Raw genomic sequence first — 24,458 nt, forward strand, 5'->3', positions numbered from 1 at the left:
CCGCCCGCAGCCACGGGTGGGCGGCGAGCTCGCCCACGCCCGTCGCCACGCAGTTCTCGGCGACCCGGTCGCCGGAGGCCCGGACGACGTCGAGGTCCGCGGTCCGGGCGGTGCTCCGTCACACCCCGGGACCGCCCGTCACGCCCAGTCGGCCGCGGTGAGACCGACGGCGTGGCCTGGGGGCCACTGGACCAGCTCGATCCGGTTGCCGTCGGGGTCCGTGATCCAGGTGGTCAGGAAGTCCGCCGAGCCGTCGGGCGACCCGGGCTCCGCGACGTCGACGCCCTTCGCCCGCAGGTCGGTGACCGTGGCGTCCATGGAGTCCACCTGGACGACGAGGTGGCTGAGGCCGGAGCCCCGGTCCCTGCCGGCGTCGCCGGGGTCGGAGACGAGCTCGATGCTCACCACGTCGTCGCCGGGCAGCTTGAGCATCGTCAGCTGTCCGATCGGGGTCTCCGGCACCCGCCCGACCACCTCGTAGCCGACGGCCGTGTAGAAGGCGACCGCCCGCTCGGGATCGGCGACCCGGAGGCCGACGTGCAGGGTCCTCATCGGCCCGCTCCCTCGTCCCGGCCGGCCGGCGGCTGCCGTACGCGGTAGCGCAGGTGCAGGACACGGTGCTCGGGGTCGGGATCCGAGGCGTCCAGCTCACGGACCAGCTCGAGCTCGGTCCGCTCGGCGGGCAGGTGGTCGAACAGCCGCCGTCCCCGCCCGAGGAGGACGGGGACGACGTGCAGCTCCATCTCGTCGAGCTCACCGGCCCGGAGCAGGGCCTGGCCGGCCCCGGCGCCCAGGACCAGCACGTCGGCGTCGCCGGCGGCGGCTCTCGCTTCTGCGGCGCAGGCGTGGACCTCGGTCACGTACCGCACGTTGCCCGGCGGAGGCTCCTCCGGCACGTGGTGGGTGAGCACGAAGACCGGGACGCCGTCGTGGTGGTCACCGTTCCAGCGGTTCGCGTGCTCGTAGGTGCGGCGGCCCGAGACGACGGCCCGGGTCGCGGTCGCCTCGGCGACCACCTGACCGTTCGGCCCCGGGTCGAGGCGGTGGTCCAGCCAGTTGAACAGCCGGAACCCGCCGATGCCCATCGGCTGCTCCGTGCTGTCCTCCGGCCCGACGACGAACCCGTCGAGGGACAGGGTCATGTCCAGCCGGATCGCCTGGGTCGCGACGCTCATGTGGTCCTGACCAGCGGCGGCCGCAGCACTCATCGGCACTCATCGGCGCCCCGCGCCGCGCCCGCCGGGACAGCCGGTCGCCTCGGCACGGTGGGCCCCGTGGGGATCGAACCCACAACCCGCGGATTAAAAGTCCGCTGCTCTGCCAGTTGAGCTAGAGGCCCGGTGGGTGCAGACGACCCTCCGGACAACCCACGAGACAACGCGTGGGACAGCGGCGGCGCCTGCGGCCCGCTGCGAGGCTACCGCCGGCGTCGGGCGCCACCACGAGCAGCGCACGGCCGGCGGCCAGCGCCGCCTAGAACTGCCCCACCAGCCGACGGGCCAACTCCCTCGCGTGGACGCGGGCCCGGTCCGTCCGGGCGGCAGGGGTGTCGGCGGGCGCCGCCTCCGACGACGGCGTGGCAGCCGTGTCCGATCCGGGCAGGCGGGTGGTCAGGCGGACGGCGAAGCCGCCCCTGGTACGGAACGTCTCCAGCGTGTCGCAGGCCTCCCGGACCAGCCACAGACCCGCCCCAGCAGGAGGGAGGCCGTTGCTCGGCGGGGTGTAGCCGGCCAGCGGGTCGTCGAACCCGTCCCCGCAGTCCGTGACCGTGCACTCGAGCCGGGTCGGCGTCGCCCACAGCCGGACGGCGACCGGCGGGCGACCGTGCCGCAAGGCGTTGAGGAGGACCTCGGCGACCGCCGCGGCGAAACGGCTGCGCAGCTGCCCCGGCTGGCCCGGGTCGTCCAGGGCGGCGCGCACTCGCGCGCGCAGCTCCGGCAGCCGGGTGACATCGGCCAGGTCTGCCAGCTGGAGCGTGGGCGCGAGATCGTCCGCTCGACCCGCCAGGGTGGTCGGGGTCCGGCGCAGGACGGTCGCGGGGTCCCGGTAGCGGGGACTGGGCACGGGCCCCGCGGGGGTCATCACCGCGGGATGGGTCTCCTCGATGCCTCCGCGGATCCCGTCGGACAGCTCGCGCCGGTCGTAGGCGCACACGCTCGACAGCGGCAGCGGTCCCAGCGCGACGGTGAGCACCGCCTCGCAGCGGTGCCACTCGTGCCATCCGTCGCCGGACCGATCGACCGGGATCTCGCCGAGCAGCCGCACGCCGGGAGCCCCGGCCGCCAGCTGGCGGCGGACCATCCGGCGCAACGTGGCGATCGCGTGCGTGGTCCGGGTGTAGATCCCCTCCCGCGGCAGGACGAGGACGCGGTCGTCGTGGCCGAGGGCCTCGGCCAGCAGGGCGCTGTTCTCGTTCCGGCAGGCGAGCACGGCCGTCTCGCCGGCGGCCAGCCCCTCGGCCAGGAACGGCACGGCGGCGGACACCAGGTCCTCCGCGGAGCGGTAGAGGAGCGCGGCGTGCAGGTGGGTCGGTCCGGTGGTGGAGGTCATCGCCCGCCCCCCACCAGGTGCATGCCGGGCAGCTCGTCGACCTCCAGCATGCGCATCGTGAGCTCGACCGGCGGTTGGAGGGCGACGAGCAGGACGTGGCCGCCCGACGACCGGAAGCCACGGGTGGCGTCGTCGAGCCGCCAGCACGAACCGGCGTCGACGTAGCTGACCTCGCCCAGGTCCACCCACAGCACCCGCGACCGGTGACGGCTCGCGGCGCTCAGCACCGCCGTGAAGACGTCGGTGTTGGTGGCGTCGACCTCTCCGTGCAGGGCCAGCCCGTCCAGGTCCCGACTGGTGGAGAAGGTCGACTGGTGCACGCCGGACAGGTGCGTGGCCACTGCGTCGTCCAGCCACGTGCCGGTGGTGGCCGCCTCGGCGTACTGGCACATCGCGCTCATCGGCAGATCACCGACGAGCGCGTCGAGCCGTTGCTCGACACCGTGGACCGCACTGGGGGACAGGACACTCAGCGCCGCCCGCACCTCCGCCGAGATGCGCACCGACGGAAACCCCTCGGCCAGCGCGCGCTCCACGACCACGCGCTGACCCTCCGGCGGATAGAACTCCTCCGGCGGCAGCACCACGAGCTGCCCATCGCGGACGGCGGCGGCACCGTCCACACCCCACGCCTCCAGCACCGGGACCAGCGCGTCCTCCGGCACGAGCGGGAGCTCGGTGTAGACGATCTTCTCGCCCAGCTCCAGCCCACGACGGACCCAGGCGGTCAGACCGGCCAACCGCTCGCCCTCGGTCCGGTGCAGCAGCAGGACGTGCCCGTCCCACTCCGTGCCCGGAGCCTCCCGGACATCGCCCACAGGCCAACGCTACGCGCGGAGCACGCCGCTCAGGACGAGGACGGAGGTCACCGACGACCGCTCGGAGGGGCGCCGTTCCGGACGTGGTGCTGTTGCGCTCCAGCGAGGAACGGCACCCGCCCCGACCGCCCGATGATCACGATGCGTCGGCGAGGCGGAGCAGCAGGTCCAGGGCGTTCTCTGCACCCACCAGAGGCCCGGCACCGCCGGGTCTCCCAGCCGCAGCAGGGCGTCAGCGGCCTCGGAGATCAGCCTCGGCGGCGCAGGCCGTCGAGGAACCCCTTCCAGAGCTGGCTGCCGAACGACTGCTTCTGCCCCGTACCCGCCGTCGCCTGCGGCTTCGACGTCCTCCGCGGCGCCTGGCGCGTCGAGTCCAGACGTCGTCGGGGTGGCTGGGCCCGGCGTCGGGTTCCCTGCGGCATGGCGGCACCCTCTTCCCCCGCCGCCCTGCCCGCGCGCGGCCGCGGATGAGGTGCGGCTCCCCGCATGATCCCGCCTGCTGGCGACCGCCGGAGCGGCTTCCCCTACGGCACGCCGGGGCCATCCGTGACGCCGTGACCGGGCGTGACCGTCCGACGACGGGGTGCCGCGACCGGGGCGACATCCTCTGCGGGCCGGCGGGCGGCGGGCCATCGTGGGGAGGCAACCGCAGACCTGGGGGAGCTCATGACCGTGTCGACCGTCAACCGCGCGCCCCGCCCGAGCGGCCTGGCCGACGTCCTCGACGTGGTCCTGGACAAGGGCATCGTCATCGACGCGTACGTGCGCGTGGCGCTGCTGGGCATCGAGCTGGTGACCGTCGACGCGCGGGTCGTCATCGCCAGCGTGGACACCTACCTGCGGTTCGCGGAGGCGGTGAACCGGCTCGACCTGTACCCCGAGAGCGAGGCCAAGGGCCTGCCCGGGCTCTTCGAGGACGCCCTCGAGGGCGGCGCCAAGATGGTCGTGAAGAAGAAGCTGAGCGGTCCCGCGGAGAAGATCGAGGACTTCGTCGGGAAGATCACCGGCCGCGGGGACGAGGAGCGCGAGCGGTAGGACGCGCGGGCCCCGCGGGCGGGCCGGCCGGGACGACAATCACAGGCACCGCGACCGTCGGGACCGGGGAGGGTGCCATGACGTCGCAGATCCCGGGACTTCCCGGCCGTGACCTGCTGCAGCCGCTGACCGAGGAGATCGGCGCGGTGGTGCACCGCGAGGTCGAGCGGGTCCGGGACGAGGTCACGCGCCCGTACCGCGACTCGCGGGAGGGGGCGCGCCTGCTCGGCGGCTCGGCCGTGCTCGGCTCGATGGCCGCCGGTGGCGCGACGGCACTGCTGATCCGGCTGCTGGACCGCCGGCTGCCGCCGACGGCGTCGGCGGCGCTGGTCACCGCGGCACTCGGCGCGGGCGCCTCCGCCCTGGCGCGGGCCGGCCGCGCGCGGATGCCCTGGGCGCCGGCGGGCGCGACTCCTCGTGCCCAGGCCTGACCGATGACGCGGCGCGACCGGCGGGTCTGACCGGGCGCGCCGCGTCCGGCGGCTCAGGCGTCGGCGCGCGCGGCCCGTGCCGGGGCCCTGCGCTCGTCCTCCTCACCTCTCCGGACGGCGGGGATCTCGCGCAGGCCGGGGCGGCGCCGCTGGTCGGGCTGGGCTCGTCGGGGAGTCGGGTCCTGCATCGGTGCCCTCCGATCTCGTCGGCGCACGTCCGTGCACGCCTGGGGTTCCGAGGGCGCCGATCCTGTGGCGGCCGCCCGGACCGCCCGTCCCGGACACGCCGGTCACCCCCCGCCCCCCGGCGCTGCGCAGCGGGCTGCGGTCCCCCGGTGCACATCCCGTCACCGGCCGCGCTGCCCGCCGGGTCACAGCACGTCGAGCACCAGCAGCACGACCAGGGTCAGCACCGCCGACACGAGCAGGGAGCCCAGACAGCCCAGGCGGTTGGAGAAGAAGAGGAACACCCGGTCGAGGTGCCCACCGTGCGCCGTCGGCAACCGTGCGTCACGAGGAGCCGCCACCCGCTCGGGGACGTGCACCCGTTCAGGGGATCGTGGCACCGGGGGTCACTACCTACGGTCATCCCCAGCGCGCCGGTCCCGACCGCGCGCGAGCACTCCGGCCCGGCCGTCCCGTTCCCCCCGGGACAGCCGGGCCGGTCCCTTCTCCGGGGTCAGCAGGCGGTGCCGACCAGCCCGAGGAGGACGTCCCGCTGCGCCTGGTCCAGCGGCAGGTCCGCGGGCACCTCGTCCTCGTCGCCCACCTGCAGCCCGAGCACGAACAGGTACGGCTGCTTGGCCTCCGCCAGCGCGTGCGGGTCGCAGCGCGCCGTCGTGAACTCGACCGGGACCTCCAGCGTCGACTCCCCCGCCTCCAGGGTCCGCGGCAGGTCCGCCGCGACGTCGTAGAGCACGTTGCCCTCCAGCCGGGTCACGGTCACCGGGCGGTCGTCGCCGCCGGCGCGGGCCAGCACGAGCGACCCGGTGACGGCGTCCCCGTCCGGCGCGAGCCCGGCGACGGTGACCCCCGCGACGGCGAGGACGGCGCGGACGGCGCACCGCTCGCCGTGGATGCGGCCGAGCACCTCGGCGGCCAGCGGCACGCGTACGGTCTCGGTGCGCCCGTCGGGCCGGACGACGCTCAGCCGCGCCGCGGCGGGCTCGGCGGCCCGGTCGCACACCACCTCGCCGTAGGGCGTGGGCAGGTCGATGGTGCGGCCGGGCGCGTAGGCGGCGGTGAGCGCCCGGTCCGGCAGCGGCGCGAAGCCGGGCGAGTCGATCGCCACGGCGGTGACGGTGAACGGCTCGGCGCCGGTGCCGGTGACCCGGACCTGCACCTGCCCGCCGACCGCCGCGTCGGTGCGCAGCTCCACCGCCTCGGCCTCGATCCCGGGCACCGGCGGCACGGCCGGCCCGGGAGCGGGCGTGGACGACGGCGACACCGGCGAGGCCGGCTCGGCGGCCGACGGGCCGGCGGAGCCGCACGCGGCGCACAGCAGCACGGCGAGCACCGCCGCCGTCCGCCGCATGCGGCGAGGGTAGGGCGGCGGGCTACTGGTGGCGGGCGGGCAGCCGCGCCATGACCCGGCCGGCCTCCATCCGCACCTCGAGCTTCTCCTGCGGGTTCGCCGCCGGTCCGCGCCGCGGCTCCCCGTCCTCCAGGTCGAACGCCGAGCCGTGCCACGGGCAGACCAGGCACTCGTGCCCGCGCACCTCCTCGACGGCGCCCTCGTACAGCGGCCCGGCCAGGTGCGAGCAGGCGCCCACGAAGACGTCGACCCGCGCGCCCCGGCGCACGGCGGCCAGCGGCGCGGCCACCCCGCTGCCGCCGGCGGTGCGCAGCGCGGGCCGGCCCTCGGGCAGGTCGTCGAGCGGGCCGAGGTCGATCCAGTCGGAGGTCAGCGCGCGGGCCGCCGTCGCGGAGTGCGACGCGCCGGAGGACTGGGCGTAGGACATGTGCCCGCCGATCGCCGCGGACCCGGTGGCGATGCCCAGTCCGGCGTAGGCGAGCACCCGGCCGAGTGTGCCGCGCCCCTTGGCCCGGGCGACCAGGGAGCCGACGTAGAGCCCCAGCGCGGCCACGTTGGAGACGGCGTGCAGCGCGCCCAGCCGGCGGACGCCGACCTCCTGCTCCGACCAGTCGGCCGCACCGGACATCGCCGCGGGCACCGAGACCGCGACCCCGGTGGCGATCAGGACGGTGGCCGCCGGCCGCAGCGGCGGGACGGCGTCGAGCAGGCCGGCGGAGGTCCAGCTCCCGACGGGGACCTGCACGAGCACCGGGTGCAGCGGGTGGCCGAGCCAGGTGCCGTGCAGCGCGTCCTTGAGCACCCCCGGCCGCAGGACCGCCTGGACCGCCTTGCGGGCCGGCTCGATGGCCCGGTCGAAGGTGCTCACGTCCGCGAGTCGGTCGAGGATCCCCATCAGGCTCATGCGCGGGCTCCTACCCCCGCCGGGCCACCCTGACGCCACCGGCCACGGTGCTGACCAGCGCGGTCACGAGCAGCCCCGCCGCGAGCGCACCCGCGGCGTTGAGCAGCGCGTCCAGCGGCGACACGACCCGGCCGAGCGGCAGCAGCCACTGCAGCACCTCGATCGCCCCGCCGGCGGCGACGGCCGCGCCCGCGAGGACGGCCGGCCGGCGCAGGACCGGGAAGCGGAGCACGGCCACCGCGGCGACCGGCGCCAGCAGCAGCAGGTTGCCCAGCAGCTGCCGCACGGTCGCGCGCGAGTCCAGCCCGGCGAGGTACCAGTGCGCCTCGACGGCGGGTGAGCCCCAGGCCCAGCCCCCGTCGCCGGTGGGCAGGAGCGTGAGCGCGGCGACGGCGGCCAGCGCCACGGCGAGGGCGGCGGACAGCAGCGACCTCATGACCCCGACCGTGACGCAGGTCCCTGGCAGCCCCCTGGGAACCGCCTGCAGGAACCCGGAGTGAGCGGACGCACACCCGACACAGCGACCCGCAGGGAGTAATCCGGTCGCCCCCAGGTAAGTGTCAGGAGGATCCTGCACAGTGATCCCCGACGACGCCGTGACCAGCGAGGAGGTGCGCCCGTGACCTGCCCGTCGCTGCTGCACCGTCCCGCGGTCGTCGACGTGGTCACCGACCTCGCCGCGAGCCTGAACACCCTGGTGCGCTCCGACCGGGCGCTGGGCCAGTTCGCGCGGTTCGTGATGGTCGGCGGGTTCTCCAGCGCCGTCTACGCGCTGCTGTTCTGGCTGCTGCGCGACCTGGGCGGCGTGCAGGCCAACGTCGTCGGCTCGGCGCTGTCGTCGATGCTCGCCAACGAGATGCACCGGCGGCTGACCTTCCGCGCCGGTGAGCGGGTCGGCTGGTTCGCCGCGCAGTGGGAGGGCGGCGCGCTGGCGATCGCCGGCATGGTGGCCACCAGCCTGGCGCTGAGCTGGTTCGCCGCCACCGTCAGCGAGCCCGCCGTCGTCGCCGAGCTGGCGGTCATCGCCCTGGTCACCGCGACCATCGGGACGCTGCGCTTCCTGGCGCTGCGCTGGGTCTTCCGCCCGCAGCCCGCCTGATCCCCCGGCCCGGTCCGCCGTCGCGTGTTTGGCGCGCGCGTGTCGCGAGCACACACCCCGGTGGTGGTTGAACGTGCAACCACCAGACCGCGTACGCGACACGAGAGCCGAGGGAACCGTGGCGAAGATCGCCGTCATCTACTACTCGTCCACCGGGAACGTGCACCAGCTCGCCAGCGCCCTGGCCGAGGGCGCCGAGGAGGCCGGCGCCGAGGTGCGCCTGCGCCGGGTCCCGGAACTGGCCCCCGAGGAGGCCATCGACAGCAACCCCCTGTGGCGGGCGCACGTCGACGCCACCGCGAACGAGGTCCCGGAGGCCACGCCGGCCGACCTGGAGTGGGCCGACGGCTACGCGCTGGGCAGCCCCACCCGCTTCGGCACGCCCGCCTCGCAGATGAAGCAGTTCATCGACACGCTCGGCGGCCTGTGGTTCACCGGCAAGCTGGCCGACAAGGGCGCCACCGCGTTCACCAGCGCGCAGAACGTCCACGGCGGCAACGAGTCGACGATCCTCACGTTCTTCAACGTCTTCTCGCACTTCGGCGCGGTGATCGTGCCGCCCGGCTACACCGACCCGCTGCTGTTCGAGGCCGGCGGCAACCCCTACGGCGCCTCGAACGCCTCCGGCGGCAAGTCGGCCACCGCCTCCGACGCCGAGCTCGCCGCGGCCCGTTACCAGGGGCGCCGGCTGGCCGAGGTGTCGGCGAAGCTGGCCGCCTGAGCTGCACGGACGCACCGCGACGGCCGGCCGGGAGTCCTCCCGACCGGCCGTCGCCGTCCTCGGCAGGGGCGTGCACCCGGAACTAGCCTCGGCGGGATGAGCGAGCCGACGACGCGGGCGCCCGGACGCTGGAGGCGTCCGGCACGGGTCGCCGGGCGCTGGGCGGTCCGGCTCGCCGTCGCGGCCGCCGGCGCGTTGCTCGGCATCCTGCTGCTCGGCCGCGTCGAGGCGCCCATCGGCCCGTTCGACGCCGGCCTCGCCCTCACCCCCACCGGCGGCGGCGCGACGGTGGAGGTGCCGCCGCTCGGCACGCTGGAGGTCGACGCCTACGACGGCCCGCTCGGCCTCGACGTGCAGCTGCGCCGGGTCGACGAGTCGCGCATCCAGGAGCTGGTGAGCGACCCGGCCCGGCTCGACGGCCTGGTCGACCGGGTCAGCGCCGACCTGCAGGACGCCGTCGTCCGGCTGGCCTGGACCACCGCCGCCGCCGGGGTGGGCGGCGCCGCCGTCGCCTCCCTGCTCCTCTACCGCCGCTGGCGCGAGCCGCTGGTGGCCGCCGGCGTGTCCGTGGTCCTGCTCGCCGGCACCGCCGGCCTGGGCGCCGCCACCTGGCGGCCCGAGGCGCTGTCCCAGCCCACCTACACCGGCCTGCTGGTCAACGCGACCAGCCTGATCGGCAGCGCCGAGGACATCGTCGCCCGGTTCAGCGCCTACCGGGAGTCGCTGGAGGAGCTGGTCACCAACGTCGGCACGCTGTACTCCACGCTGTCGGCGCTGCCGGCGCCGGGCGGACCCACCGACACCGTGGCCCTTCTGCACGTCTCGGACGTCCACCTCAACCCGGCGGGCTTCGACCTGGTCGCGCAGGTGGCCGACCAGTTCGACGTCGACGCCGTCCTCGACACCGGCGACATCACCGACTGGGGCAGCGAGCCGGAGAACCGGCTGATCGGCGCCATCGGCGCCCTCGGCGTCCCCTACGTGTACGTCCGCGGCAACCACGACTCGGCGACCACCGCCGCGCTGGTCGCCTCCCAGCCCAACGCCACCGTCCTCGACGACTCCGCGACGGAGGTCGCCGGCCTGACCGTGGTCGGCGCCCGGGACCCCCGGTTCACGCCCGACAAGGACGCCACCGGCGACGCCGAGTCGCTCGAGCAGACCGGCGAGGACCTCGCGGAGGTCGCCGAGGAGCAGCCGGAGACGCCGGCGATCGCGATGGTGCACGACCCGGAGCAGGCCGGGCCGCTGGACGGCGTCGTCCCCCTGGTCCTGGCCGGGCACACCCACGAGCGGGAGGTCGAGACCCTCGACGGCGGGACGCTGCTCATGGTGCAGGGGTCGACCGGCGGCGCCGGCCTGCGCGGCCTGCAGGGCGAGTACCCCGAGCCGCTGACCTGCACGGTCCTCTACCTCGACCCGGACACCGGCGCGCTGGTCGCCTACGACGACATCACCCTCGGCGGCCTCGGCGAGACCGAGGCGACGATCGTGCGCACCGTCGTCCCGGAGCGGACCGCCGACGACGTCCCCGCCGACGGCACGGAGGACGGCACGGAGGACGGCACCGGCGACGGGACGCCGTCCTCCCCGACGGACTGAGCCGCCCGTCCTACGCTCGCGCCATGGCTCCGACTCCCCGACTGGCCGCCGGTGTCCTCGCCGGGGCGCTCGCCCTGGTCCCCGTCGCCGGCTGCTCGTTCACCTCGAACGGCTTCTCCTGCTCCGGGTCGACCTGCACGGTCACGCTGGACGGGGAGGGCAGCGAGGTCGAGATCCTGGGGACCACGGTGACGCTGGGGAGCGTGCAGGACGGGCGGGCCCAGATCAGCGTCGCCGGCGCGAGCGTGTCCTGCGGGGAGGGCGAGTCCGTGTCCGCCGGGAGCCTGTCGCTGGAGTGCACCAGCGTGTCCGGCGACCAGGTGGAGCTCACCGCCAGCCTCGGCTGAACGCTCAGTCCGGGTCGGCGACCTCGACGACCACCCGGGTCGGGTCCTCGAGCGCGTAGACGCGGAACGGCGCCTGCGAGCGGGTGCCGACGAAGGCGACCGTCGTCCCCTCGAAGGTCGCGTCGAAGACCACCTCGGTGACCGTGGCGGTGCCCTCGCCCGGCAGGGGGTCGGGGCCCGCGTACTCCTCGACGCCGGTGTCGTACGGGTAGCCGGCGCCGGTGATCGTCACCTGCAGCACCGCGTCGCCGGCGACGGCGACCTCCTCGCCGCTGCCCTGCGAGCTCGCCACGTCGACGTAGCGGACGTCCCAGCCCGGCGTCCCGGTGCCGCCGGCCTCGAACACCACGCGGTCGAAGCCGTCGTGGCGGCCGGTGCGCACGTCGGTCACGGTCACCGAGGCGTCGGCGGAGGCGTCGGCGGTGTCGGGCCGCGTGTCGGCGGGGGACGACGGCGCGGCGGTGCCGCCGTCGCCGTCGTCGGTCCCGGTCGGCGAGGCGGACCCGCCGGCGGACGACGTCGCGGACGACGTCGCGGGGGGCGACGCCGCGGTCGGGGACGCGCCCGCCGCCGGCCGCTCCTCCTCCCCGCAGCCGGTCAGCAGGAGCGCCGCGGTGAGCAGGGCGGGGACCGGGGCGAGGGCACGGCGGGACACCCGCGGATCGTGACAGCCGGCCGGCCCCGGGCGGGCCCGCCACGCCTGGCCGAGGGGTGGTGTCAGGGGCCCTCCGGGGGCCGTGTATCGTTCTCCCTGCCCCCGGCGAACACGAGCCCCCATCGTCTAGCGGTCCAGGACGCCGCCCTTTCAAGGCGGTAGCACGGGTTCGAACCCCGTTGGGGGCACGGCACCACCAGCAGTACCAGCAAGGCCCTGTAGCGCAGTTGGTTAGCGCGCCGCCCTGTCACGGCGGAGGTCGCGGGTTCGAGTCCCGTCAGGGTCGCTTCCCCGGTGCAGCGTCACCGGGAGGGGCAGGTAGCTCAGTCGGTACGAGCGCTCGCCTGAAAAGCGAGAGGTCGGCGGTTCGACCCCGCCCCTGCCCACACACTCTTCCCTCTCTTCCGGAGCCCGGTGGTCGTCGAAGCCCGCGACCCGGCCCGGGACGCCGGCCTCGCGGCCCGCCTGCTCGAGGTCCAGCACGCCGCCTACGCCGTCGAGGCGCGGCTCATCGGCGACGACCGCATCCCCGCCCTGCACGAGGACCTGGCCGCCCTGCGAGCCGCCGGCCTGTCCTGGCTGGTCGCCCGCGACGGCGCGACCGTCCTCGGCGCCCTCGGCCGGCGGGACACCGGGCACGGCGTCGACGTCGACCGGCTCGTCGTCGACCCCGCGCACGCGCGCCGGGGCACCGGGCTGGCCCTGGTCGCCGCCGTGCTGGAGCGGGCCGGGCGGCGCCCGGTCACCGTCTCCACCGGCCGCGACAACACCCCGGCCCGCCGGCTCTACGCCCGGGCCGGGTTCGCCGAGGTGGCCGAGCGCGAGGTGCTGCCCGGCCTGTGGGTGGTCGACCTGGTCAGGCCCGGACGACCCAGACCCTGATGCCTCAGACCCGGACGGCGCGGTCGGCCACCACCTGGTCGTAGACCTGCTCGTGGACGGCCTGCACCGCCGCGCGCTGCTCCGCCCGCCAGGCACGGTCGGCCGGGCGGGGCATCGGCCGGGTCAGCGCCGCGCCGACCGCCACGCCGAGCGACACCGGGTCGAAGCCGCACTCCTCGTCATCGCCGTAGCTGACGACGTCGGACCACTGGTCGGCGAACCACCCGCAGCGGGGCGCCACCACCCGTGTGCCGACGTCGCGGCACACCTCCAGGTCCCGCGAGTGCGTGCCGCAGCGCTGCGGCAGCACCGCCACGTGCAGCTCCTGCAGCTGCGCGGCCCAGCGCGCGGGGTCCCGGACGACCACCTCGAGCCCCTCGGCGCGGGCCAGGTCCGGGTCGAGGGCGAGCGCCTGCCCGGGCTCCAGGAACACCCGCAGCCGCCCGCCGCCGGAGACCGCGCCCGACAGCGCGGCCCGCACCATCGCCACCGGGTCGGCCACCGTCGCGCCCGGGATGCCGAGCGCCAGCCCGACCAGGCCGCGCTCGGCGCCGGTGTCCGGGTCGGCCGCGGCGACCGAGGGGTGGGCGACGACGATCGCCGTCCGCCCGAAGCGCTCGGCGATCTCGTCGGCGGCACCGGGGGTCAGGGTGAGGACGACCTCCGCGGTGGCCAGCAGCGCGGCCAGGTGGGCGGCGAGCCGGTGCCGGGCGGGCCGGGCCGGGTCGCGCAGCTGGTGCACGGTGACGACCAGCGGCACGCCGGTGCGGCGCAGCGCCTCGGTCCAGCTGACCACCTCGTCCTCGTGGAGGTGCCCGTAGCCGGTGTGCAGGTGCACGACGTCGACCAGGCCGGCGTGCGCGGTGAGGTACGCCGGGTCCAGCCAGGGGCTCGGGTCGTGGGCCGGACCCACCCGCACCGCGGAGGCGGGCAGCACGGCGTCGACGTATGGGTCGGCGTGCGGCACCGTCGCGACGCGGATCCGCGCGGACGACGCGGACGTCGGTAGTGCGTGCATCACTCGGGCGGCCACTCCTCCTGCGGTCGAGCACTGCGACAGCAGGGGCGGTGCTCCTCGACGAACTCCGGGGAGTTCCGATACCCGAGGATGGTGCCGCACAACCGTGTGGAGACTCACCGGGTGGCCTGCATCACCCGATGGGGCTCAGCCGGGGGCGGTGCGGCCCTCCCGCGCGGCGGCGTAGGCCGGGGCCCGGAACCGGGCGATCGGGCCGTCGGCGAGCAGGCCCGGGGGCGGGTTGCGCACGGCGTCGAAGCGCAGGTCGGGGTCGAGGTCCCCGGCCGGGTCGCCGAGGGTCAACCGGGCGAACGGCACCCACTCCCCCGCCCCGCGGGCGACCAGCAGGCGGAACGCCGTCCCGGGGGCCGCGGCCGCGGCCGGCGCCGGGTCCGACGGCAGGTCCTCCGGCCCGTCCGGGACCGCGGCCAGCCGCAGCGTCCCCGCGGCCGAGCGGTAGCCCATGATCGAGGAGTAGGTGGTCGCGGCGTCGGCCCGGGGCACCGGCAGGAACCGCGTCCATCGGCCGGAGCCGGTGCTCGACAGCAGCAGGTCCACGGGCCGGCCGGCGTCGGGCAGGCGGACCGCGAGGCCCAGCACGTCGGGCAGCGGGGCGGGCAGGCCCGCCCCGCGGGACAGCCGGACGACGGCGGCCTCGCGCGCCGGCCCCTCCAGCCACGGCACGCCCCAGGCGCCGGGGACGCCGGTCCGCTCCAGGACGGCCGCGACGACGGCGCCGCGGGGGTGCATCGGCTTGCCGCGGCGCCGGCGCGCCAGGGCGCCCAGCGGCACCGCGGCCAGTCGTCCGGCCAACCTCGCGAGGTCGTGCACGCCGCTGCCCTACCCGCACCCCGGGGACGTGCACGTGTCGTTCGTCAACCGGCAGGACCTGCCGGTGGTCGGCCGGGATGTCCGTCGTTCCTTGCCTGTGACACGGAGCAGCCCCCCGCATACGGTCAGTCAGTGCTCTCGACGCTCCTGGTCACCGGCGGGGTCCTCGCCGGGCTGCTCCTGCTGCTCGCCCTGATCGTCGCCCTGAGCTCCCGGCCCGCTCCCCGCACCGCGCCGCGGCCCGGTGAGCGCTCCGCCGGCTGGGTGGCCGACGCCGGCCGCCCGCACCCCGACGCCTGGTCGCCGCTGACCACGACCACGACGTCGGAGATCCGCCCGGTCCGCTGACCGGGCCTCTGGTCCGGCGTCCCGGCGGCTGCGGACGGCGCGCCGCCGGGACGACCCGCTGGCTCAGCGGCGGACCGGCTCCCACTGCGACTCGGTGCGCAGCACCGGCTTGAGCACCTTGCCGCCGGGGTTGCGGGGCAGCACCTCCGACCGCACGGACACGAACTGCGGCACCTTGAAGTCGGCCAGGTGCGCGCGGGCGTGCGCCAGGAACGCCTCGACGTCGAGGTCGGTGCCGGGCACCGGCACGACGACGGCGCCGACCTTCTCCCCCATCACCGGGTCGGGCACCCCGACGACGGCGACCTCGAACACCCCCGGCGCGGCCGCCAGCGCGTTCTCCACCTCGACGCAGTACACGTTCTCGCCGCCGCGGTTGATCATGTCCTTGGCGCGGTCGACGACGTAGGTGAACCCGTCGTCGTCGATGCGGGCCAGGTCGCCGGAGTGCAGCCAGCCGTCGGTGAACGCCTGCGCGGTGGCCTCCGGCTTGTTCCAGTAGCCCTGGACGACGTTGGCGCCGCGGATGAGCAGCTCCCCGACGCCGGTCTCCGGGTCGGGGTCGGCCACCCGCAGGTCGACCACGGGGGCCGGGAAGCCGACCGAGTCGGCGTGCGTGCCGGCGTACTCGTGCGGCAGGAACGTCGAGATCGACGACGTCTCCGACAGCCCGAACCCGTTGCCCACCCGCGCCGCCGGGAACGCCTGCTCGATCCGCGCCACCAGCTCCGGCGCGATCGGCGCCCCGCCGTAGGTGGCGAACCGGACGCCGCTGACGTCGACATCGGCGAAGGCGGGCTGGTTGACCGCCAGCCAGAACACCGCGGGCACCGAGGTGACGACCGCGATCCGCTCCTCCGGGATGACCCGCAGGAACCGGCCGACGTCGAACGCCGGCATGACCACCGCCGCCGCGCCGCCCTCCAGCGCCGGCAGCAGCTGGCTGTTGCAGCCGGTGACGTGGAACAGCGGCACGCTGATCAGGTTGCGCAGCGTCGGGTCGTGCCGGCCCAGCCCGACCACCCGGCGCGCGTTCTCCGTGTTGGTCAGGAGGTTCTCGTGGCTGGTCATCGCGCCCTTGGGGAAGCCGGTCGTCCCCGAGGTGTAGAAGATCGCCGCGAGGTCGGACCGGGTGAGCCCCTCCTCCACGTACGGGGCGCCGTCGGGCAGCGGCTCCCCCGGCGCCAGCACCACCCGCGCACCGCTGTCGTCGACCACGTACTGCGCCTCGGGCTCGGTGAACCGGGTGTTCACCGGCACCGCGACGCCGCCGGCCAGCAGCGTGCCGAGGAAGCCCAGCACCCAGTCGGCGCCGTTGCCCAGCCGGATCGCCACCCGGTCGCCGCGGCCGACGCCGGCCGCGCGCAGCCCGCCGGCGACCCGCGCCGCGCCGTCCCAGAGCTCCTGGAAGGAGAGCCGGGGGCCGTCGACCTCGACGACCGCCTCGCCGTCCGGGTCGCGCTCGACCGAGGCCCGCAGCATCGCGACGACCGACCCCGGCAGGTCGGTGTAGTGCTTGACGCCGGCCGCGTCGCGCTCGACCCCTGCCTCGTCGAAGGGGTGCAGCGCCATCTCAGTAGGTCCCGGTGTTCTCGAAGTACCGGCGCGGGTTGTCCACCAGCATCGTGGTGATCTGCTCCTCGGTCACGCCGTGCTCGCGGACGTAGGGCAGGACGTCGTCGTGGATGTGCGTGTAGTGCCACTGCGGCAGCAGGTCCATGACGCCGGGGGCCAGCCAGTCGATGTAGCAGGAGGCGTCCTGCGAGAGCACCATCCGGTCGGCGTAGCCGCGGCGGCACATCTCGACCAGCGTGTCGGCGCGGGCCTCGAAGGTCGTGTCCAGGTTGATGCCGAACCGGTCCATGCCGAGGACGAAGCCCGCGTCGGCGAGCTCGGACAGGTGGTCGACGTCGGTGGTGTCCCCGCTGTGCCCGAGCACGACCCGGCCCGGGTCGACGCCCTCGTCCGTGAAGACCTTCTGCACCTCCAGGCCGGTGTGGCTGCCCGGGTGGGTGTGCACGGTGATCGGGGCGCCGGTGGCGCGGTGCGCCTTGGCGACGGCGCGCATGACCCGCTCCACGCCGGGGGTGAGGCCCTGGTGGTCGATGGCGCACTTGAGGAACGCCGCCCGGACCCCCGTGCCGGCGATCCCGCCGGTGATGTCGCCGACGAACATGTCGACCATCGGGTCGGGCACCTCGGCGCCGACGGCCGCGTCGAGCGCCGGGCCGCGGTAGTGGAAGAAGAACGGGACGTCGTCGTAGGTGTAGCAGCCGGTGGCGACGACGATGTTGAGGTCGACCTGCTCGGCGATCCGCTGGATCCGCGGGATGTAGCGGCCGAGGCCGATGACGGTGGGGTCGACGATGGTGCGCACGCCGGTCGCGGCCAGCCCGGTCAGCTTCCGCACCGCGTCGGCGACCCGGTCGTCCTCGCTGCCCCACTCGTCGGGGTAGTTCTGCTGGACGTCGGCGTTGAGCACGAACACGTGCTCGTGCATGAGGGTCGGGCCGAGGTCGGCGGTGTCGACGGGGCCGCGGACGGTCTGCACCTGGGGCAACGGGTCCTCCTCTGGACGTCCCGGACGACGCCGTCCGGGCACGGGCACGGGGACGTTACCGAGGACGTGACCTGCGTCGCACGGGTCAGCCGCCGGTCATCAGCTCCGCGGCCCGCTCGCCCACCACCACCGCGGTCGCCGCGGGCCCGCGCGAGGGCGCCTCCGGCAGCACCGACGTGTCGGCCACCCGCAGCCCCGCGACGCCGCGCACCCGCAGGCGCTGGTCGACGACGGCGCCCGGGTCGCCGTCGGGGCCCATCCGGGCGCTGCCGGCCAGGTGCACCGCCGTCGTCAGGTGCGCGCGGACCCAGCCGTCGAGGGCGGCGTCGTCGGCGAGGACCTCCGCGGGCGGGTCGGGACGGGCGGCGACCAGCGGGGCCAGCGCCCGGGTGCGCAGCAGGCCGTCGGCCAGGCGCACCGCCTCGCGCAGCCGCCGCCGGTCGGTCGCGGTCGCCAGGTACCGGTGCTCGATCCGCGGCGGCGCCGCCGGGTCGGGCGAGACCAGCGACAGCCGGCCCCGGCTCTCCTCGCGGTACAGGCCGGCGGCCAGCGACAGCGTGCGGTCGTCCCCGCCGCCGCCGGGGACCACCCGCCCCCAGGGCCGCAGCCACGGCAGCACCTCCAGGTCGCCGGGCACGGGCGAGTCCGAGGATGTGGCGTTCAGCGACCCGTGCAGCGGCAGCGGCCAGTCGCCCTCGGGCAGCCCCGCCACCGGGACCCAGGGCAGGTACACCAGCGGGTGGTCGGTCAGGCCGGCGCCCACCCCGGGCAGGTCGGCGACGACGCCGAGGCCGTGCGCGCGCAGGTGGCCGGCGGGGCCGATGCCGGACAGCAGCAGCAGGTGCGGCGAGCCGACGGCGCCCGCGGCGAGCACCACCTCGGCGGCGCGCACCGGGCCGGCGTCGGTGTCCACGCCCACCGCACGGCCGCCCTCGACGAGCACCCGCCGCACCCGCACCCCGCCGCGCACCGTCAGCAGCGGCGACCCGCGGCGCGGGGACAGGTAGGCCATCGCCGCGTTGACCCGCAGTCCGCCGTCGACGGTGAACGGCACCGGCCCGTAGCCGGGCGGGCCGCCGGCGTTCTTGTCCGGCTCCTCCGGGGCGCCGAGCTCCGCGGCCGCGGCGGCCAGCGCCGCGGTCAGCGGCGAGCCGCCGGAGGGCCGGGTGACCGGCAGGGGGCCGCCGCGGCCGTGCCCCGGCCGGTCGCCGTACTGGCGGTCGTCCTCGAGCCGGCGCCAGGCCGGCAGCGTGGCCGCGAGGCTCCACAGGTCGTTGCCCGCGGCGGCCCAGCCGGCGTGGTCGGCGGGGGTGGCGCGGACGAAGTAGCCGCCGTTGACGGCGCTGGACCCGCCCACCACGCGCCCGCGGGGCAGCGGGGCGGTCGTACCCGGGGTCAGCTCGGTGGTGAACGACCAGTTCGCCGGGTGCCCCGGCACGGTGGCGCGCAGCGTGGCGGCGTCGCGCAGGTCGGGCGGGAAGTCGGCGGGCCGGGGGTGGTCGGCGCCGGCCTCGAGCAGCAGGACCCGGCGGCCGGCGTCGGCGAGGCGGGCCGCCAGCGCGCAGCCGGACGAGCCGGCGCCCACCACGACGACGTCCCAGCTCACAGGCCGAGGACCCCCGGCAGGTCCAGCCGTCGGACCTTGCCGGTGGAGGTGCGCGGCAGCTCCCCCACCGGGTGCAGGCTCTTGGGCCGCTTGGCCGGGGACAGCCGCTCGCGTGCCCAGGCGGCGAGGTCGGCGGGGTCCGCGGCGCCCACGTAGGCGGCGACCACCCGCTGCCCCCACTCCTCGTCGGGGACGCCGACGACCGCGCTCTCCACCACGTCCGGGTGCGCGTCGAGGACCGCCTCGACCTCGGCCGGGTAGACGTTCACCCCGCCGGAGATCACCAGGTCCTCGCGGCGGCCGTCGAGCCAGACGGTGCCGTCGGTGTCGACCCGGCCGAGGTCGCCGACGGTGACCCGGTCGCCGCGCCAGGCCGCCGCGGTCTTCTCCGGCGCGCGCCAGTACTCGAACCGCGCCCACCGCGGCACCGCGCACCACAGCTGACCCCGCTCGTCGGTCTCCAGCCGCCGGCCGGGCCGGGCGCGGCCGACGCTGCCCGGGTGCGCCAGCCAGTCGTCGGCCGAGCAGACGGTGAACTGCGCCTCGGTGGAGCCGTAGAACTCCCAGACGCTGTCTGCCGGCAGCGCGTCGAGCACCGCCCGCTTGAGCGGCTCGGGGCAGGGCGCGCCGGCGTGCGCGAGGACGCGGAAGGAGGACCAGTCGACGTCGTCGCGGGCGAGCAGCCGGCGCAGGTGGGTGGGGACGCAGAACGTCGTCGTCGGGGCGAGCGTGCCGATCGCCGCGGCCGCCAGGGCGGCGTCGAACGGGCCGGGCAGCAGCACCTCGCCGCCGGCCAGCAGCGTGTGCACGGCGAACCGCAGCGGCGCCGAGTGGTGCAGCGGCGAGAGCACCAGGTGCCGGTCGGTGGCGGTGAAGCCCCAGAGGTCGATCTCCTCGGCGGCCAGCGCGCGGGCGTCGCCGTCGTCGAGGACGCCGGACCACACGCCCTTGCGCCGCCCGGTGGTGCCCGACGTGTAGTGCATCGGCCGGGCCAGCGGCACGTCGGCCAGGCCGGCCTCGTCGTCGCCGGTGAGCAGCCGCTCGGGTGCCGCACCGGCGTCGAGGGCGGCGTCGGCGTCGTCGGCGAGGGCGGCCCGCTCGGCGGCGGGCAGCGCCGGGTCGAGCACCACGGGCACGATCCCGGTGCGCAGCGCGCCGAGGACGACGGCCAGCAGCGCCGGGGAGGACGCCGCCGAGACCAGCAGCCGGTCGCCGCGCCGCAGCCCGGCCGCCCGCAGCGCCGCCGCGGCCCGCCGCTGGTCGCGCTCGCTGTCGGCGGCCCGGACGACGGCGACCGGGCCGGTCACGGCAGGCGCACCCGCTCGCCCTCGACGACGACGTGCCCCTCGGCCGCGAGCTTGGCCAGCGTGGCGCGGGTCGACTGCGCGGCCGCCGGCCACAGCGCCCGCGGCACCTCGGCGTAGACGTCGGCCACCACCGCGTCGACGGTGCCCGCCCCGCGGACCAGCGCGGCCAGCAGCTGCGACTCCCGGAAGGCGCGGTGGGCGAGGTAGAAGTCGAGGACGGCACCCGGGTCCTCGGTCAGCTCCGGCCCGTGCCCGCAGTACAGCGCGCTGGGCCCGAGGTCGTGCACCCGCCGCAGCGACTCCAGGTAGGCGACGACGTCGCCCTCCGGGTGGGTGACCACCGAGGTGCCGCGGCCGAGGACGTGGTCGCCGACCAGCACCGCCCCGGACTCCAGCCGGAAGGCCAGGTGGTCGGGGGTGTGCCCGGGCGTCGGGACGACGTCCAGCGCGGTGCCCGCCAGGCGCAGCCGCTCCCCCGGCTCGAGCACCCGCCCGCCGGGCCCCGCGACGGCGGCGTCGGCGGCGGCGACCGGCGCGCCGAACCGGGTCCCCCACGGCAGCGCGGCCTCCGCGTGGTCACCGTGGTGGTGGGTGACCAGGACGGCGACGCAGCGCGCGTCGCGGGCGGCCAGCGCCTCCTCCACCGCGGCGAGGTGGGCGGGGTCGTCGGGACCGGGGTCGACGACCACGGCCTGCCCGCTGCCCGGCGCGCCGACGAGGTAGGTGTTGGTGCCGTCGAGGGTCATGCCCGACGGGTTGGGGGCCAGCACGCGGGTGACCAGCGGCTCGAGGTCCGCCGTCCGCGGCAGCCCGCCGGGGGCGGGGAGGTCCCAGGTGACGCGTGGGTCGGCGGGGGCGCGCACGACCGCACGGTAGCCGCGCCCGCACGCGGACCGCCCCACCGGCCGTTAGCCTCCGGGCATGCGATCGATCGCGCACCTGTCCCGCTCCGCCGTCGCGGCCGTGGCCGCGGCCGTCCTGCTCACCGCCTGCGGCGGGGGCGACGGGTCGGGCAGCGAGGAGGCCGCCGAGTCCACCGCAGCGAGCACCTCGAGCTCCGCCGAGTCCAGCGGCAGCCCCAGCAGCTCCTCCGCCGGCAGCGACGACCCCGCCGTCGCGGCGTTCTGCGAGCAGGCCGGGCAGTACGAGGAGCTCGGCAACCAGCTCACGGCCGCGACGCCCGAGCAGCTGCCGGGCCTGCTGCAGCAGGCGGCCGCCGCGTTCGACTCCGTGCAGCCGCCGGCCGAGATCGCGAGCGACTGGCAGGTCGTGGGCGACGCCGTCCAGGCCTTCTCCGACACCGCCAACTCCGTCGACCTCACCACCCCCGACGGCCAGGCCCAGCTGCAGGCCGCCGCCCAGCAGTTCGTGACCGTCGCGCAGGGCCCGGAGGCGACCAACGTCGCGCAGTTCGGCGAGCAGAACTGCGGCGCCGCCGCCCCCACCTCGTAGCCGGCAGCACGTCGACGGCCCGCCTCCCCGCTCGGGGGGCGGGCCGTCGCCGTGTCCCGCCCCTCCTGCAGGGGCCCGCCGCGAGCGTGCGAGTGGCGGGGGGGCAGGGGGGCTTCCATCAGCAGCCGCTGATCGACACCCCGCGGGAACGCAGCCACGGCACCGGGTCGACCTGGCCGCCGTACAGGGCCCCCGAGGGGTGGACCTCGAAGTGCAGGTGCGGCCCGGTGGACTGGCCGCGGTTGCCGACCTCGGCGATCAGCTCGCCCGCGACGACGCGCTCGCCGGTGCCGACGTACTCGGCGTTGACGTGGCCGTAGACGGTGACCGCGCCGTCGTCGCCGCGGATGTAGATCGCCAGGCCGAAGCCGGTCGCCGGGCCGTGCCGGACGACGACGCCGGAGGTGGCGGCGTAGATCGGCGTCCCGATCGGGGCGGCGATGTCCACGCCGCCGTGCAGGACGCCCCAGCGGGCGCCGAAGCAGCTCGACGTCCGGCCCGAGGTGGGCTTCACGTAGCCGGACCCGCTGACCTCGGAGGCGGCGGCGGTCGGGGTGCCCGACGACGCCGCGGCGCGGGCGGCGGCGGCCGCGGCCGCGGCCTCCTCGGCGGCCCGGGCGGCGGCCGCGGCCGCGGCGGCCTCCTCCGCGGCCTTCTGCCGCTGCCACTCCTGGTAGGCGTCGCGGGCGCCCTGCAGCTCCAGCAGGTGGATCTGCGCCGCCTGCAGCTGCTGGTCCAGCGCGGCCTTGTTCGCCTCGGCCGCGGCGACGGCGGTCTGCTGCGCCGCCACCTGCGCGTCGGCCGCGGCCTTGGCGTCGGCGGCCTGCTGCTCGGCCGCCGCGGCCGCGTCCCGGGTGGCCCGCGCGGCGGACTCGGCGTTGGCCTGCCGGACCCGCGCGATCTCGAACTCCTCGAGGACGTCGACCTGGGTGTCGGCGACGTACTCCAGCAGCGCGGCCCGCTGGACGAGCTCACCGGGGCCGGCGGAGTCCAGCAGCGCGGACGCGGTGGCCAGGGTGGGGTCGTTGACGTAGCTGTCGCGGGCGAACCCCGCGATGCGGGCGATCGCGGCGTCGACGGCGTCGGTCGCGGCCTGCAGGTCGGCGGCGGCCTGGGCCGCGGCCGCCTGGGCCTGGGCGAGGGCCTCCTCCGCGGCGAGGTAGGCGGTGCCGGCGGCCTCGGCCTGGACGCCGAGCCGCTCGAGCTCGCTCTCGGCGGCGGCGACCTCGGCGGCGAGCCGGCCCACCTCGGCGGCGGCGGCGTCCTGGGCGGCCTGCGCGTCGGCGATCTGGCCGTCGCTCGGGTTCGGCGGCGGTGGCGGGACGGCGAGCGCGGGCCCGGCGGTGCCGAGCAGGACCGCGCAGGAGAGCAGGCCGACCAGGGCGGCGCGGACGCCGCCACGGCGGCCGCGGGTCCGGGCGGGACGGCACTGCGGCATCGGGCGCTCCCTGGGGAAGAGGGGTGGTGCAGGTGCGGCGTCAGCGTCGTCCGGCGGACACGCGCCACAGTGGCAACACGCGGCACGGAAGTCACACCGTGACCGCACGACACAGTCACCGACATCCGTCACAGCACTTGTCGACATCCGGGGCCGCGGACTTGAGACCCCCTCGGGGGTGACGGACGGCACTTCCGCACGTTCTAGGCTCGGCGGTCGTGGACGTCTTCGGCTCCGGCGCTGAACAGGTGGTCTTCTGCTCCGACCCGGCCTCCGGCCTGAGGGCGGTGATCGCGGTCCACTCGACGGCACTGGGCCCGGCGCTCGGCGGCACCCGCTTCCACCCCTACGCCACCGAGGACGCGGCGGTCGCCGACGCGCTGCGCCTGGCCCGGGCGATGACCTACAAGAACAGCCTGGCCGGCCTCGACCTCGGCGGCGGCAAGGCCGTCGTCATCGGCGACCCGCGCACCGACAAGACCGAGGCGCTGCTGCGCGCGTACGGCCGGTTCGTGGAGGCCCTCGGCGGCCGGTACCTGACCGCCTGCGACGTCGGCACGACCAACGCCGACCTCGACCTCGTCGGCCGGGAGACCCGCTTCGCCCACGGCCGCTCCGAGGTGTACGGCGGCTGCGGGGACTCCTCGGTGCTCACCGCCTTCGGCGTCTTCCAGGGCATGCGCGCCGCCGCCCAGCACCGCTGGGGCGAGCCGACGCTGTCCGGGCGCACCGTCGCCGTCGCGGGCGTCGGCAAGGTCGGCGGCTGGCTGGTCGACCGGCTGGTGGCCGACGGCGCCGACGTCCTCGTCACCGACGTCGACCCGGCCGCGGTGCAGCGGGTCCTCACCCGGCACCCCGGCGTCGAGGCGGTCGCCGACACCGCGACCCTGGTGCGCTGCCCGGCCGACGTCTACGCGCCCTGCGCCCTCGGCGGCGCGCTCGACGACGCGACGGTCGCCGCCCTGCAGGCCGAGGTGGTCTGCGGCGGCGCCAACAACCAGCTCGCGCACGAGGGCATCCCGGACCAGCTGACCGCGCGCGGGATCCTCTACGCCCCCGACTACCTGGTGAACGCCGGCGGGGTCATCCAGGTCGAGGACGAGCGGCACGGCTTCTCCTTCGCCCGCGCCGAGGCCAAGGCGGCCGGCATCTTCGACGTCGCGCTGCGGGTGTTCGAGACCGCCGCGGCCGAGGGCGTCTCCCCCGCGGTCGCCGCCGACCGGCTGGCCGAGCAGCGGATCGCCTCCGTCGGGCGGCTGGCGACCATCCGGCTGCCCCGCTGACCTGCGGCGTCGGCCGCGGCGTGGCGGGGACCACCGC

Annotated in this window: 27 protein-coding genes and 4 tRNA genes; 13 read left to right on the plus strand and 18 right to left on the minus strand. The window is 76.4% G+C overall.

Going from position 1 to position 24,458, the window contains the following annotated elements; genetic code table 11:
* Window positions 1-138 precede the first annotated feature (138 nt).
* The 5 genes from ACI8AA_RS08675 to ACI8AA_RS08695 form a co-directional block, all read right to left on the minus strand.
* A complete protein-coding gene (locus ACI8AA_RS08675; RefSeq protein ID WP_457044075.1) occupies window positions 139-552 on the minus strand; it encodes a VOC family protein in 414 nt (137 codons plus the stop codon).
* Window positions 549-1,175, minus strand: a complete 627-nt coding sequence (locus ACI8AA_RS08680) for a dihydrofolate reductase family protein (protein ID WP_457044076.1) — start codon at window positions 1,173-1,175, stop codon at window positions 549-551. Before ACI8AA_RS08680 ends, ACI8AA_RS08675 begins: the two co-directional genes overlap by 4 nt.
* Before the next feature lie 91 nt (window positions 1,176-1,266).
* Window positions 1,267-1,339: transfer RNA gene (locus tag ACI8AA_RS08685), tRNA-Lys, on the minus strand.
* Between the two features lie 134 nt (window positions 1,340-1,473).
* Complete coding sequence (locus tag ACI8AA_RS08690; protein WP_457044077.1) at window positions 1,474-2,550, minus strand: anti-sigma factor RsbA family regulatory protein; 1,077 nt, start codon at window positions 2,548-2,550, stop codon at window positions 1,474-1,476.
* A complete protein-coding gene (locus tag ACI8AA_RS08695; RefSeq protein ID WP_457044078.1) occupies window positions 2,547-3,368 on the minus strand; it encodes an MEDS domain-containing protein in 822 nt (273 codons plus the stop codon). The genes ACI8AA_RS08690 and ACI8AA_RS08695 overlap by 4 nt, the downstream gene beginning before the upstream one ends.
* Window positions 3,369-4,034: 666 nt before the next feature.
* Here ACI8AA_RS08695 and gvpJ point away from each other — a divergent pair.
* The gene (gene gvpJ / locus ACI8AA_RS08700) at window positions 4,035-4,403 is read left to right on the plus strand and encodes a gas vesicle protein GvpJ (RefSeq protein ID WP_457044079.1); all 369 of its coding nucleotides are present in this window, start codon (window positions 4,035-4,037) and stop codon (window positions 4,401-4,403) included.
* Between the two features lie 77 nt (window positions 4,404-4,480).
* Window positions 4,481-4,834, plus strand: coding sequence for a phage holin family protein (locus tag ACI8AA_RS08705; protein ID WP_457044080.1), 354 nt, complete (start codon window positions 4,481-4,483; stop codon window positions 4,832-4,834).
* 371 nt (window positions 4,835-5,205) lie between these two features.
* Here ACI8AA_RS08705 and ACI8AA_RS08710 read toward each other — a convergent pair whose 3' ends face one another.
* The 4 genes from ACI8AA_RS08710 to ACI8AA_RS08725 all read right to left on the minus strand — a co-directional run bounded on the left by ACI8AA_RS08710 (window position 5,206) and on the right by ACI8AA_RS08725 (window position 7,708).
* Window positions 5,206-5,379, minus strand: coding sequence for a hypothetical protein (locus tag ACI8AA_RS08710; protein ID WP_457044081.1), 174 nt, complete (start codon window positions 5,377-5,379; stop codon window positions 5,206-5,208).
* 134 nt (window positions 5,380-5,513) lie between these two features.
* Entirely contained in the window at window positions 5,514-6,368 is an 855-nt protein-coding gene (locus ACI8AA_RS08715) for a hypothetical protein (RefSeq protein ID WP_457044082.1), read from the minus strand.
* A 22-nt stretch (window positions 6,369-6,390) separates the two neighbouring features.
* Entirely contained in the window at window positions 6,391-7,272 is an 882-nt protein-coding gene (locus ACI8AA_RS08720) for a Rieske 2Fe-2S domain-containing protein (protein WP_457044083.1), read from the minus strand.
* A 10-nt stretch (window positions 7,273-7,282) separates the two neighbouring features.
* Window positions 7,283-7,708, minus strand: a complete 426-nt coding sequence (locus ACI8AA_RS08725; protein WP_457044084.1) for a VanZ family protein — start codon at window positions 7,706-7,708, stop codon at window positions 7,283-7,285.
* A 183-nt stretch (window positions 7,709-7,891) separates the two neighbouring features.
* Between ACI8AA_RS08725 and ACI8AA_RS08730 the strand changes: the two genes are divergently transcribed.
* The 4 genes from ACI8AA_RS08730 to ACI8AA_RS08745 all read left to right on the plus strand — a co-directional run bounded on the left by ACI8AA_RS08730 (window position 7,892) and on the right by ACI8AA_RS08745 (window position 11,041).
* The gene (locus ACI8AA_RS08730) at window positions 7,892-8,371 is read left to right on the plus strand and encodes a GtrA family protein (protein WP_457044085.1); all 480 of its coding nucleotides are present in this window, start codon (window positions 7,892-7,894) and stop codon (window positions 8,369-8,371) included.
* A gap of 118 nt (window positions 8,372-8,489) precedes the next feature.
* On the plus strand, window positions 8,490-9,092 hold the full coding sequence (wrbA, locus tag ACI8AA_RS08735) for an NAD(P)H:quinone oxidoreductase (RefSeq protein ID WP_457044086.1): 603 nt from the start codon (window positions 8,490-8,492) through the stop codon (window positions 9,090-9,092).
* Between the two features lie 96 nt (window positions 9,093-9,188).
* Window positions 9,189-10,694, plus strand: coding sequence for a metallophosphoesterase family protein (locus tag ACI8AA_RS08740; RefSeq protein ID WP_457044087.1), 1,506 nt, complete (start codon window positions 9,189-9,191; stop codon window positions 10,692-10,694).
* A gap of 23 nt (window positions 10,695-10,717) precedes the next feature.
* Window positions 10,718-11,041, plus strand: a complete 324-nt coding sequence (locus tag ACI8AA_RS08745; RefSeq protein ID WP_457044088.1) for a hypothetical protein — start codon at window positions 10,718-10,720, stop codon at window positions 11,039-11,041.
* 4 nt (window positions 11,042-11,045) lie between these two features.
* Here ACI8AA_RS08745 and ACI8AA_RS08750 read toward each other — a convergent pair whose 3' ends face one another.
* Window positions 11,046-11,696 (minus strand): AMIN-like domain-containing (lipo)protein, encoded by a 651-nt coding sequence (locus tag ACI8AA_RS08750; RefSeq protein WP_457044089.1) that lies wholly within the window; start codon window positions 11,694-11,696, stop codon window positions 11,046-11,048.
* Between the two features lie 115 nt (window positions 11,697-11,811).
* On the opposite strand from ACI8AA_RS08750, the gene ACI8AA_RS08755 reads away from it, so the two are divergent.
* From ACI8AA_RS08755 to ACI8AA_RS08770, 4 genes are all read left to right on the plus strand, one after another.
* A tRNA-Glu gene (locus ACI8AA_RS08755) sits at window positions 11,812-11,884 on the plus strand.
* Between the two features lie 24 nt (window positions 11,885-11,908).
* Window positions 11,909-11,982: transfer RNA gene (locus tag ACI8AA_RS08760), tRNA-Asp, on the plus strand.
* A gap of 26 nt (window positions 11,983-12,008) precedes the next feature.
* A tRNA-Phe gene (locus ACI8AA_RS08765) sits at window positions 12,009-12,082 on the plus strand.
* Between the two features lie 28 nt (window positions 12,083-12,110).
* On the plus strand, window positions 12,111-12,578 hold the full coding sequence (locus ACI8AA_RS08770) for a GNAT family N-acetyltransferase (protein ID WP_457044090.1): 468 nt from the start codon (window positions 12,111-12,113) through the stop codon (window positions 12,576-12,578).
* A 4-nt stretch (window positions 12,579-12,582) separates the two neighbouring features.
* Here ACI8AA_RS08770 and ACI8AA_RS08775 read toward each other — a convergent pair whose 3' ends face one another.
* A complete protein-coding gene (locus tag ACI8AA_RS08775; protein ID WP_457044186.1) occupies window positions 12,583-13,596 on the minus strand; it encodes a hypothetical protein in 1,014 nt (337 codons plus the stop codon).
* A 147-nt stretch (window positions 13,597-13,743) separates the two neighbouring features.
* The gene (locus ACI8AA_RS08780) at window positions 13,744-14,427 is read right to left on the minus strand and encodes a phosphodiesterase (protein ID WP_457044091.1); all 684 of its coding nucleotides are present in this window, start codon (window positions 14,425-14,427) and stop codon (window positions 13,744-13,746) included.
* A gap of 132 nt (window positions 14,428-14,559) precedes the next feature.
* On the opposite strand from ACI8AA_RS08780, the gene ACI8AA_RS08785 reads away from it, so the two are divergent.
* Window positions 14,560-14,775: a hypothetical protein gene (locus ACI8AA_RS08785; RefSeq protein ID WP_457044092.1), complete on the plus strand. Its 216-nt coding sequence runs from the start codon at window positions 14,560-14,562 to the stop codon at window positions 14,773-14,775.
* Between the two features lie 63 nt (window positions 14,776-14,838).
* Here ACI8AA_RS08785 and ACI8AA_RS08790 read toward each other — a convergent pair whose 3' ends face one another.
* The 5 genes from ACI8AA_RS08790 to ACI8AA_RS08810 all read right to left on the minus strand — a co-directional run bounded on the left by ACI8AA_RS08790 (window position 14,839) and on the right by ACI8AA_RS08810 (window position 21,111).
* Window positions 14,839-16,347: a class I adenylate-forming enzyme family protein gene (locus tag ACI8AA_RS08790; RefSeq protein ID WP_457044093.1), complete on the minus strand. Its 1,509-nt coding sequence runs from the start codon at window positions 16,345-16,347 to the stop codon at window positions 14,839-14,841.
* Window position 16,348: 1 nt separating this feature from the next.
* Window positions 16,349-17,326, minus strand: coding sequence for a phosphotriesterase family protein (locus tag ACI8AA_RS08795; protein ID WP_457044187.1), 978 nt, complete (start codon window positions 17,324-17,326; stop codon window positions 16,349-16,351).
* Window positions 17,327-17,420: 94 nt separating this feature from the next.
* Window positions 17,421-18,941 (minus strand): mycofactocin dehydrogenase MftG, encoded by a 1,521-nt coding sequence (gene mftG / locus ACI8AA_RS08800; RefSeq protein ID WP_457044094.1) that lies wholly within the window; start codon window positions 18,939-18,941, stop codon window positions 17,421-17,423.
* Window positions 18,938-20,248, minus strand: coding sequence for a class I adenylate-forming enzyme family protein (locus ACI8AA_RS08805; RefSeq protein WP_457044095.1), 1,311 nt, complete (start codon window positions 20,246-20,248; stop codon window positions 18,938-18,940). Before ACI8AA_RS08805 ends, mftG begins: the two co-directional genes overlap by 4 nt.
* Window positions 20,245-21,111, minus strand: a complete 867-nt coding sequence (locus ACI8AA_RS08810) for an MBL fold metallo-hydrolase (protein WP_457044096.1) — start codon at window positions 21,109-21,111, stop codon at window positions 20,245-20,247. Before ACI8AA_RS08810 ends, ACI8AA_RS08805 begins: the two co-directional genes overlap by 4 nt.
* A gap of 58 nt (window positions 21,112-21,169) precedes the next feature.
* Between ACI8AA_RS08810 and ACI8AA_RS08815 the strand changes: the two genes are divergently transcribed.
* Window positions 21,170-21,700, plus strand: a complete 531-nt coding sequence (locus ACI8AA_RS08815) for a hypothetical protein (RefSeq protein ID WP_457044097.1) — start codon at window positions 21,170-21,172, stop codon at window positions 21,698-21,700.
* A 118-nt stretch (window positions 21,701-21,818) separates the two neighbouring features.
* On the opposite strand, the gene ACI8AA_RS08820 is transcribed toward ACI8AA_RS08815, so the two are convergent.
* Entirely contained in the window at window positions 21,819-23,138 is a 1,320-nt protein-coding gene (locus ACI8AA_RS08820) for a M23 family metallopeptidase (protein WP_457044098.1), read from the minus strand.
* Window positions 23,139-23,356: 218 nt separating this feature from the next.
* On the opposite strand from ACI8AA_RS08820, the gene ACI8AA_RS08825 reads away from it, so the two are divergent.
* Window positions 23,357-24,421, plus strand: coding sequence for a Glu/Leu/Phe/Val family dehydrogenase (locus ACI8AA_RS08825; protein ID WP_457044099.1), 1,065 nt, complete (start codon window positions 23,357-23,359; stop codon window positions 24,419-24,421).
* Window positions 24,422-24,458 lie beyond the last annotated feature (37 nt).

Source organism: Geodermatophilus sp. SYSU D01180, from assembly GCF_054050415.1.

What these genes read in the sequence shown, in the direction of transcription:
- ACI8AA_RS08740 (WP_457044087.1), top strand. Translation starts at nt 9,189, where the DNA reads ATGAGCGAGCCGACGACGCGGGCGCCCGGACGCTGGAGGCGTCCGGCA.
- ACI8AA_RS08815 (WP_457044097.1), top strand. Translation starts at nt 21,170, where the DNA reads ATGCGATCGATCGCGCACCTGTCCCGCTCCGCCGTCGCGGCCGTGGCC.
- ACI8AA_RS08745 (WP_457044088.1), top strand. Translation starts at nt 10,718, where the DNA reads ATGGCTCCGACTCCCCGACTGGCCGCCGGTGTCCTCGCCGGGGCGCTC.
- ACI8AA_RS08720 (WP_457044083.1), bottom strand. Translation starts at nt 7,272, where the DNA reads ATGAGCCTGATGGGGATCCTCGACCGACTCGCGGACGTGAGCACCTTC.
- ACI8AA_RS08775 (WP_457044186.1), bottom strand. Translation starts at nt 13,596, where the DNA reads ATGCACGCACTACCGACGTCCGCGTCGTCCGCGCGGATCCGCGTCGCG.
- ACI8AA_RS08675 (WP_457044075.1), bottom strand. Translation starts at nt 552, where the DNA reads ATGAGGACCCTGCACGTCGGCCTCCGGGTCGCCGATCCCGAGCGGGCG.
- gvpJ (WP_457044079.1), top strand. Translation starts at nt 4,035, where the DNA reads ATGACCGTGTCGACCGTCAACCGCGCGCCCCGCCCGAGCGGCCTGGCC.
- ACI8AA_RS08820 (WP_457044098.1), bottom strand. Translation starts at nt 23,138, where the DNA reads ATGCCGCAGTGCCGTCCCGCCCGGACCCGCGGCCGCCGTGGCGGCGTC.
- ACI8AA_RS08715 (WP_457044082.1), bottom strand. Translation starts at nt 6,368, where the DNA reads ATGCGGCGGACGGCGGCGGTGCTCGCCGTGCTGCTGTGCGCCGCGTGC.
- ACI8AA_RS08705 (WP_457044080.1), top strand. Translation starts at nt 4,481, where the DNA reads ATGACGTCGCAGATCCCGGGACTTCCCGGCCGTGACCTGCTGCAGCCG.
- ACI8AA_RS08680 (WP_457044076.1), bottom strand. Translation starts at nt 1,175, where the DNA reads ATGAGCGTCGCGACCCAGGCGATCCGGCTGGACATGACCCTGTCCCTC.
- ACI8AA_RS08725 (WP_457044084.1), bottom strand. Translation starts at nt 7,708, where the DNA reads ATGAGGTCGCTGCTGTCCGCCGCCCTCGCCGTGGCGCTGGCCGCCGTC.
- ACI8AA_RS08690 (WP_457044077.1), bottom strand. Translation starts at nt 2,550, where the DNA reads ATGACCTCCACCACCGGACCGACCCACCTGCACGCCGCGCTCCTCTAC.
- ACI8AA_RS08790 (WP_457044093.1), bottom strand. Translation starts at nt 16,347, where the DNA reads ATGGCGCTGCACCCCTTCGACGAGGCAGGGGTCGAGCGCGACGCGGCC.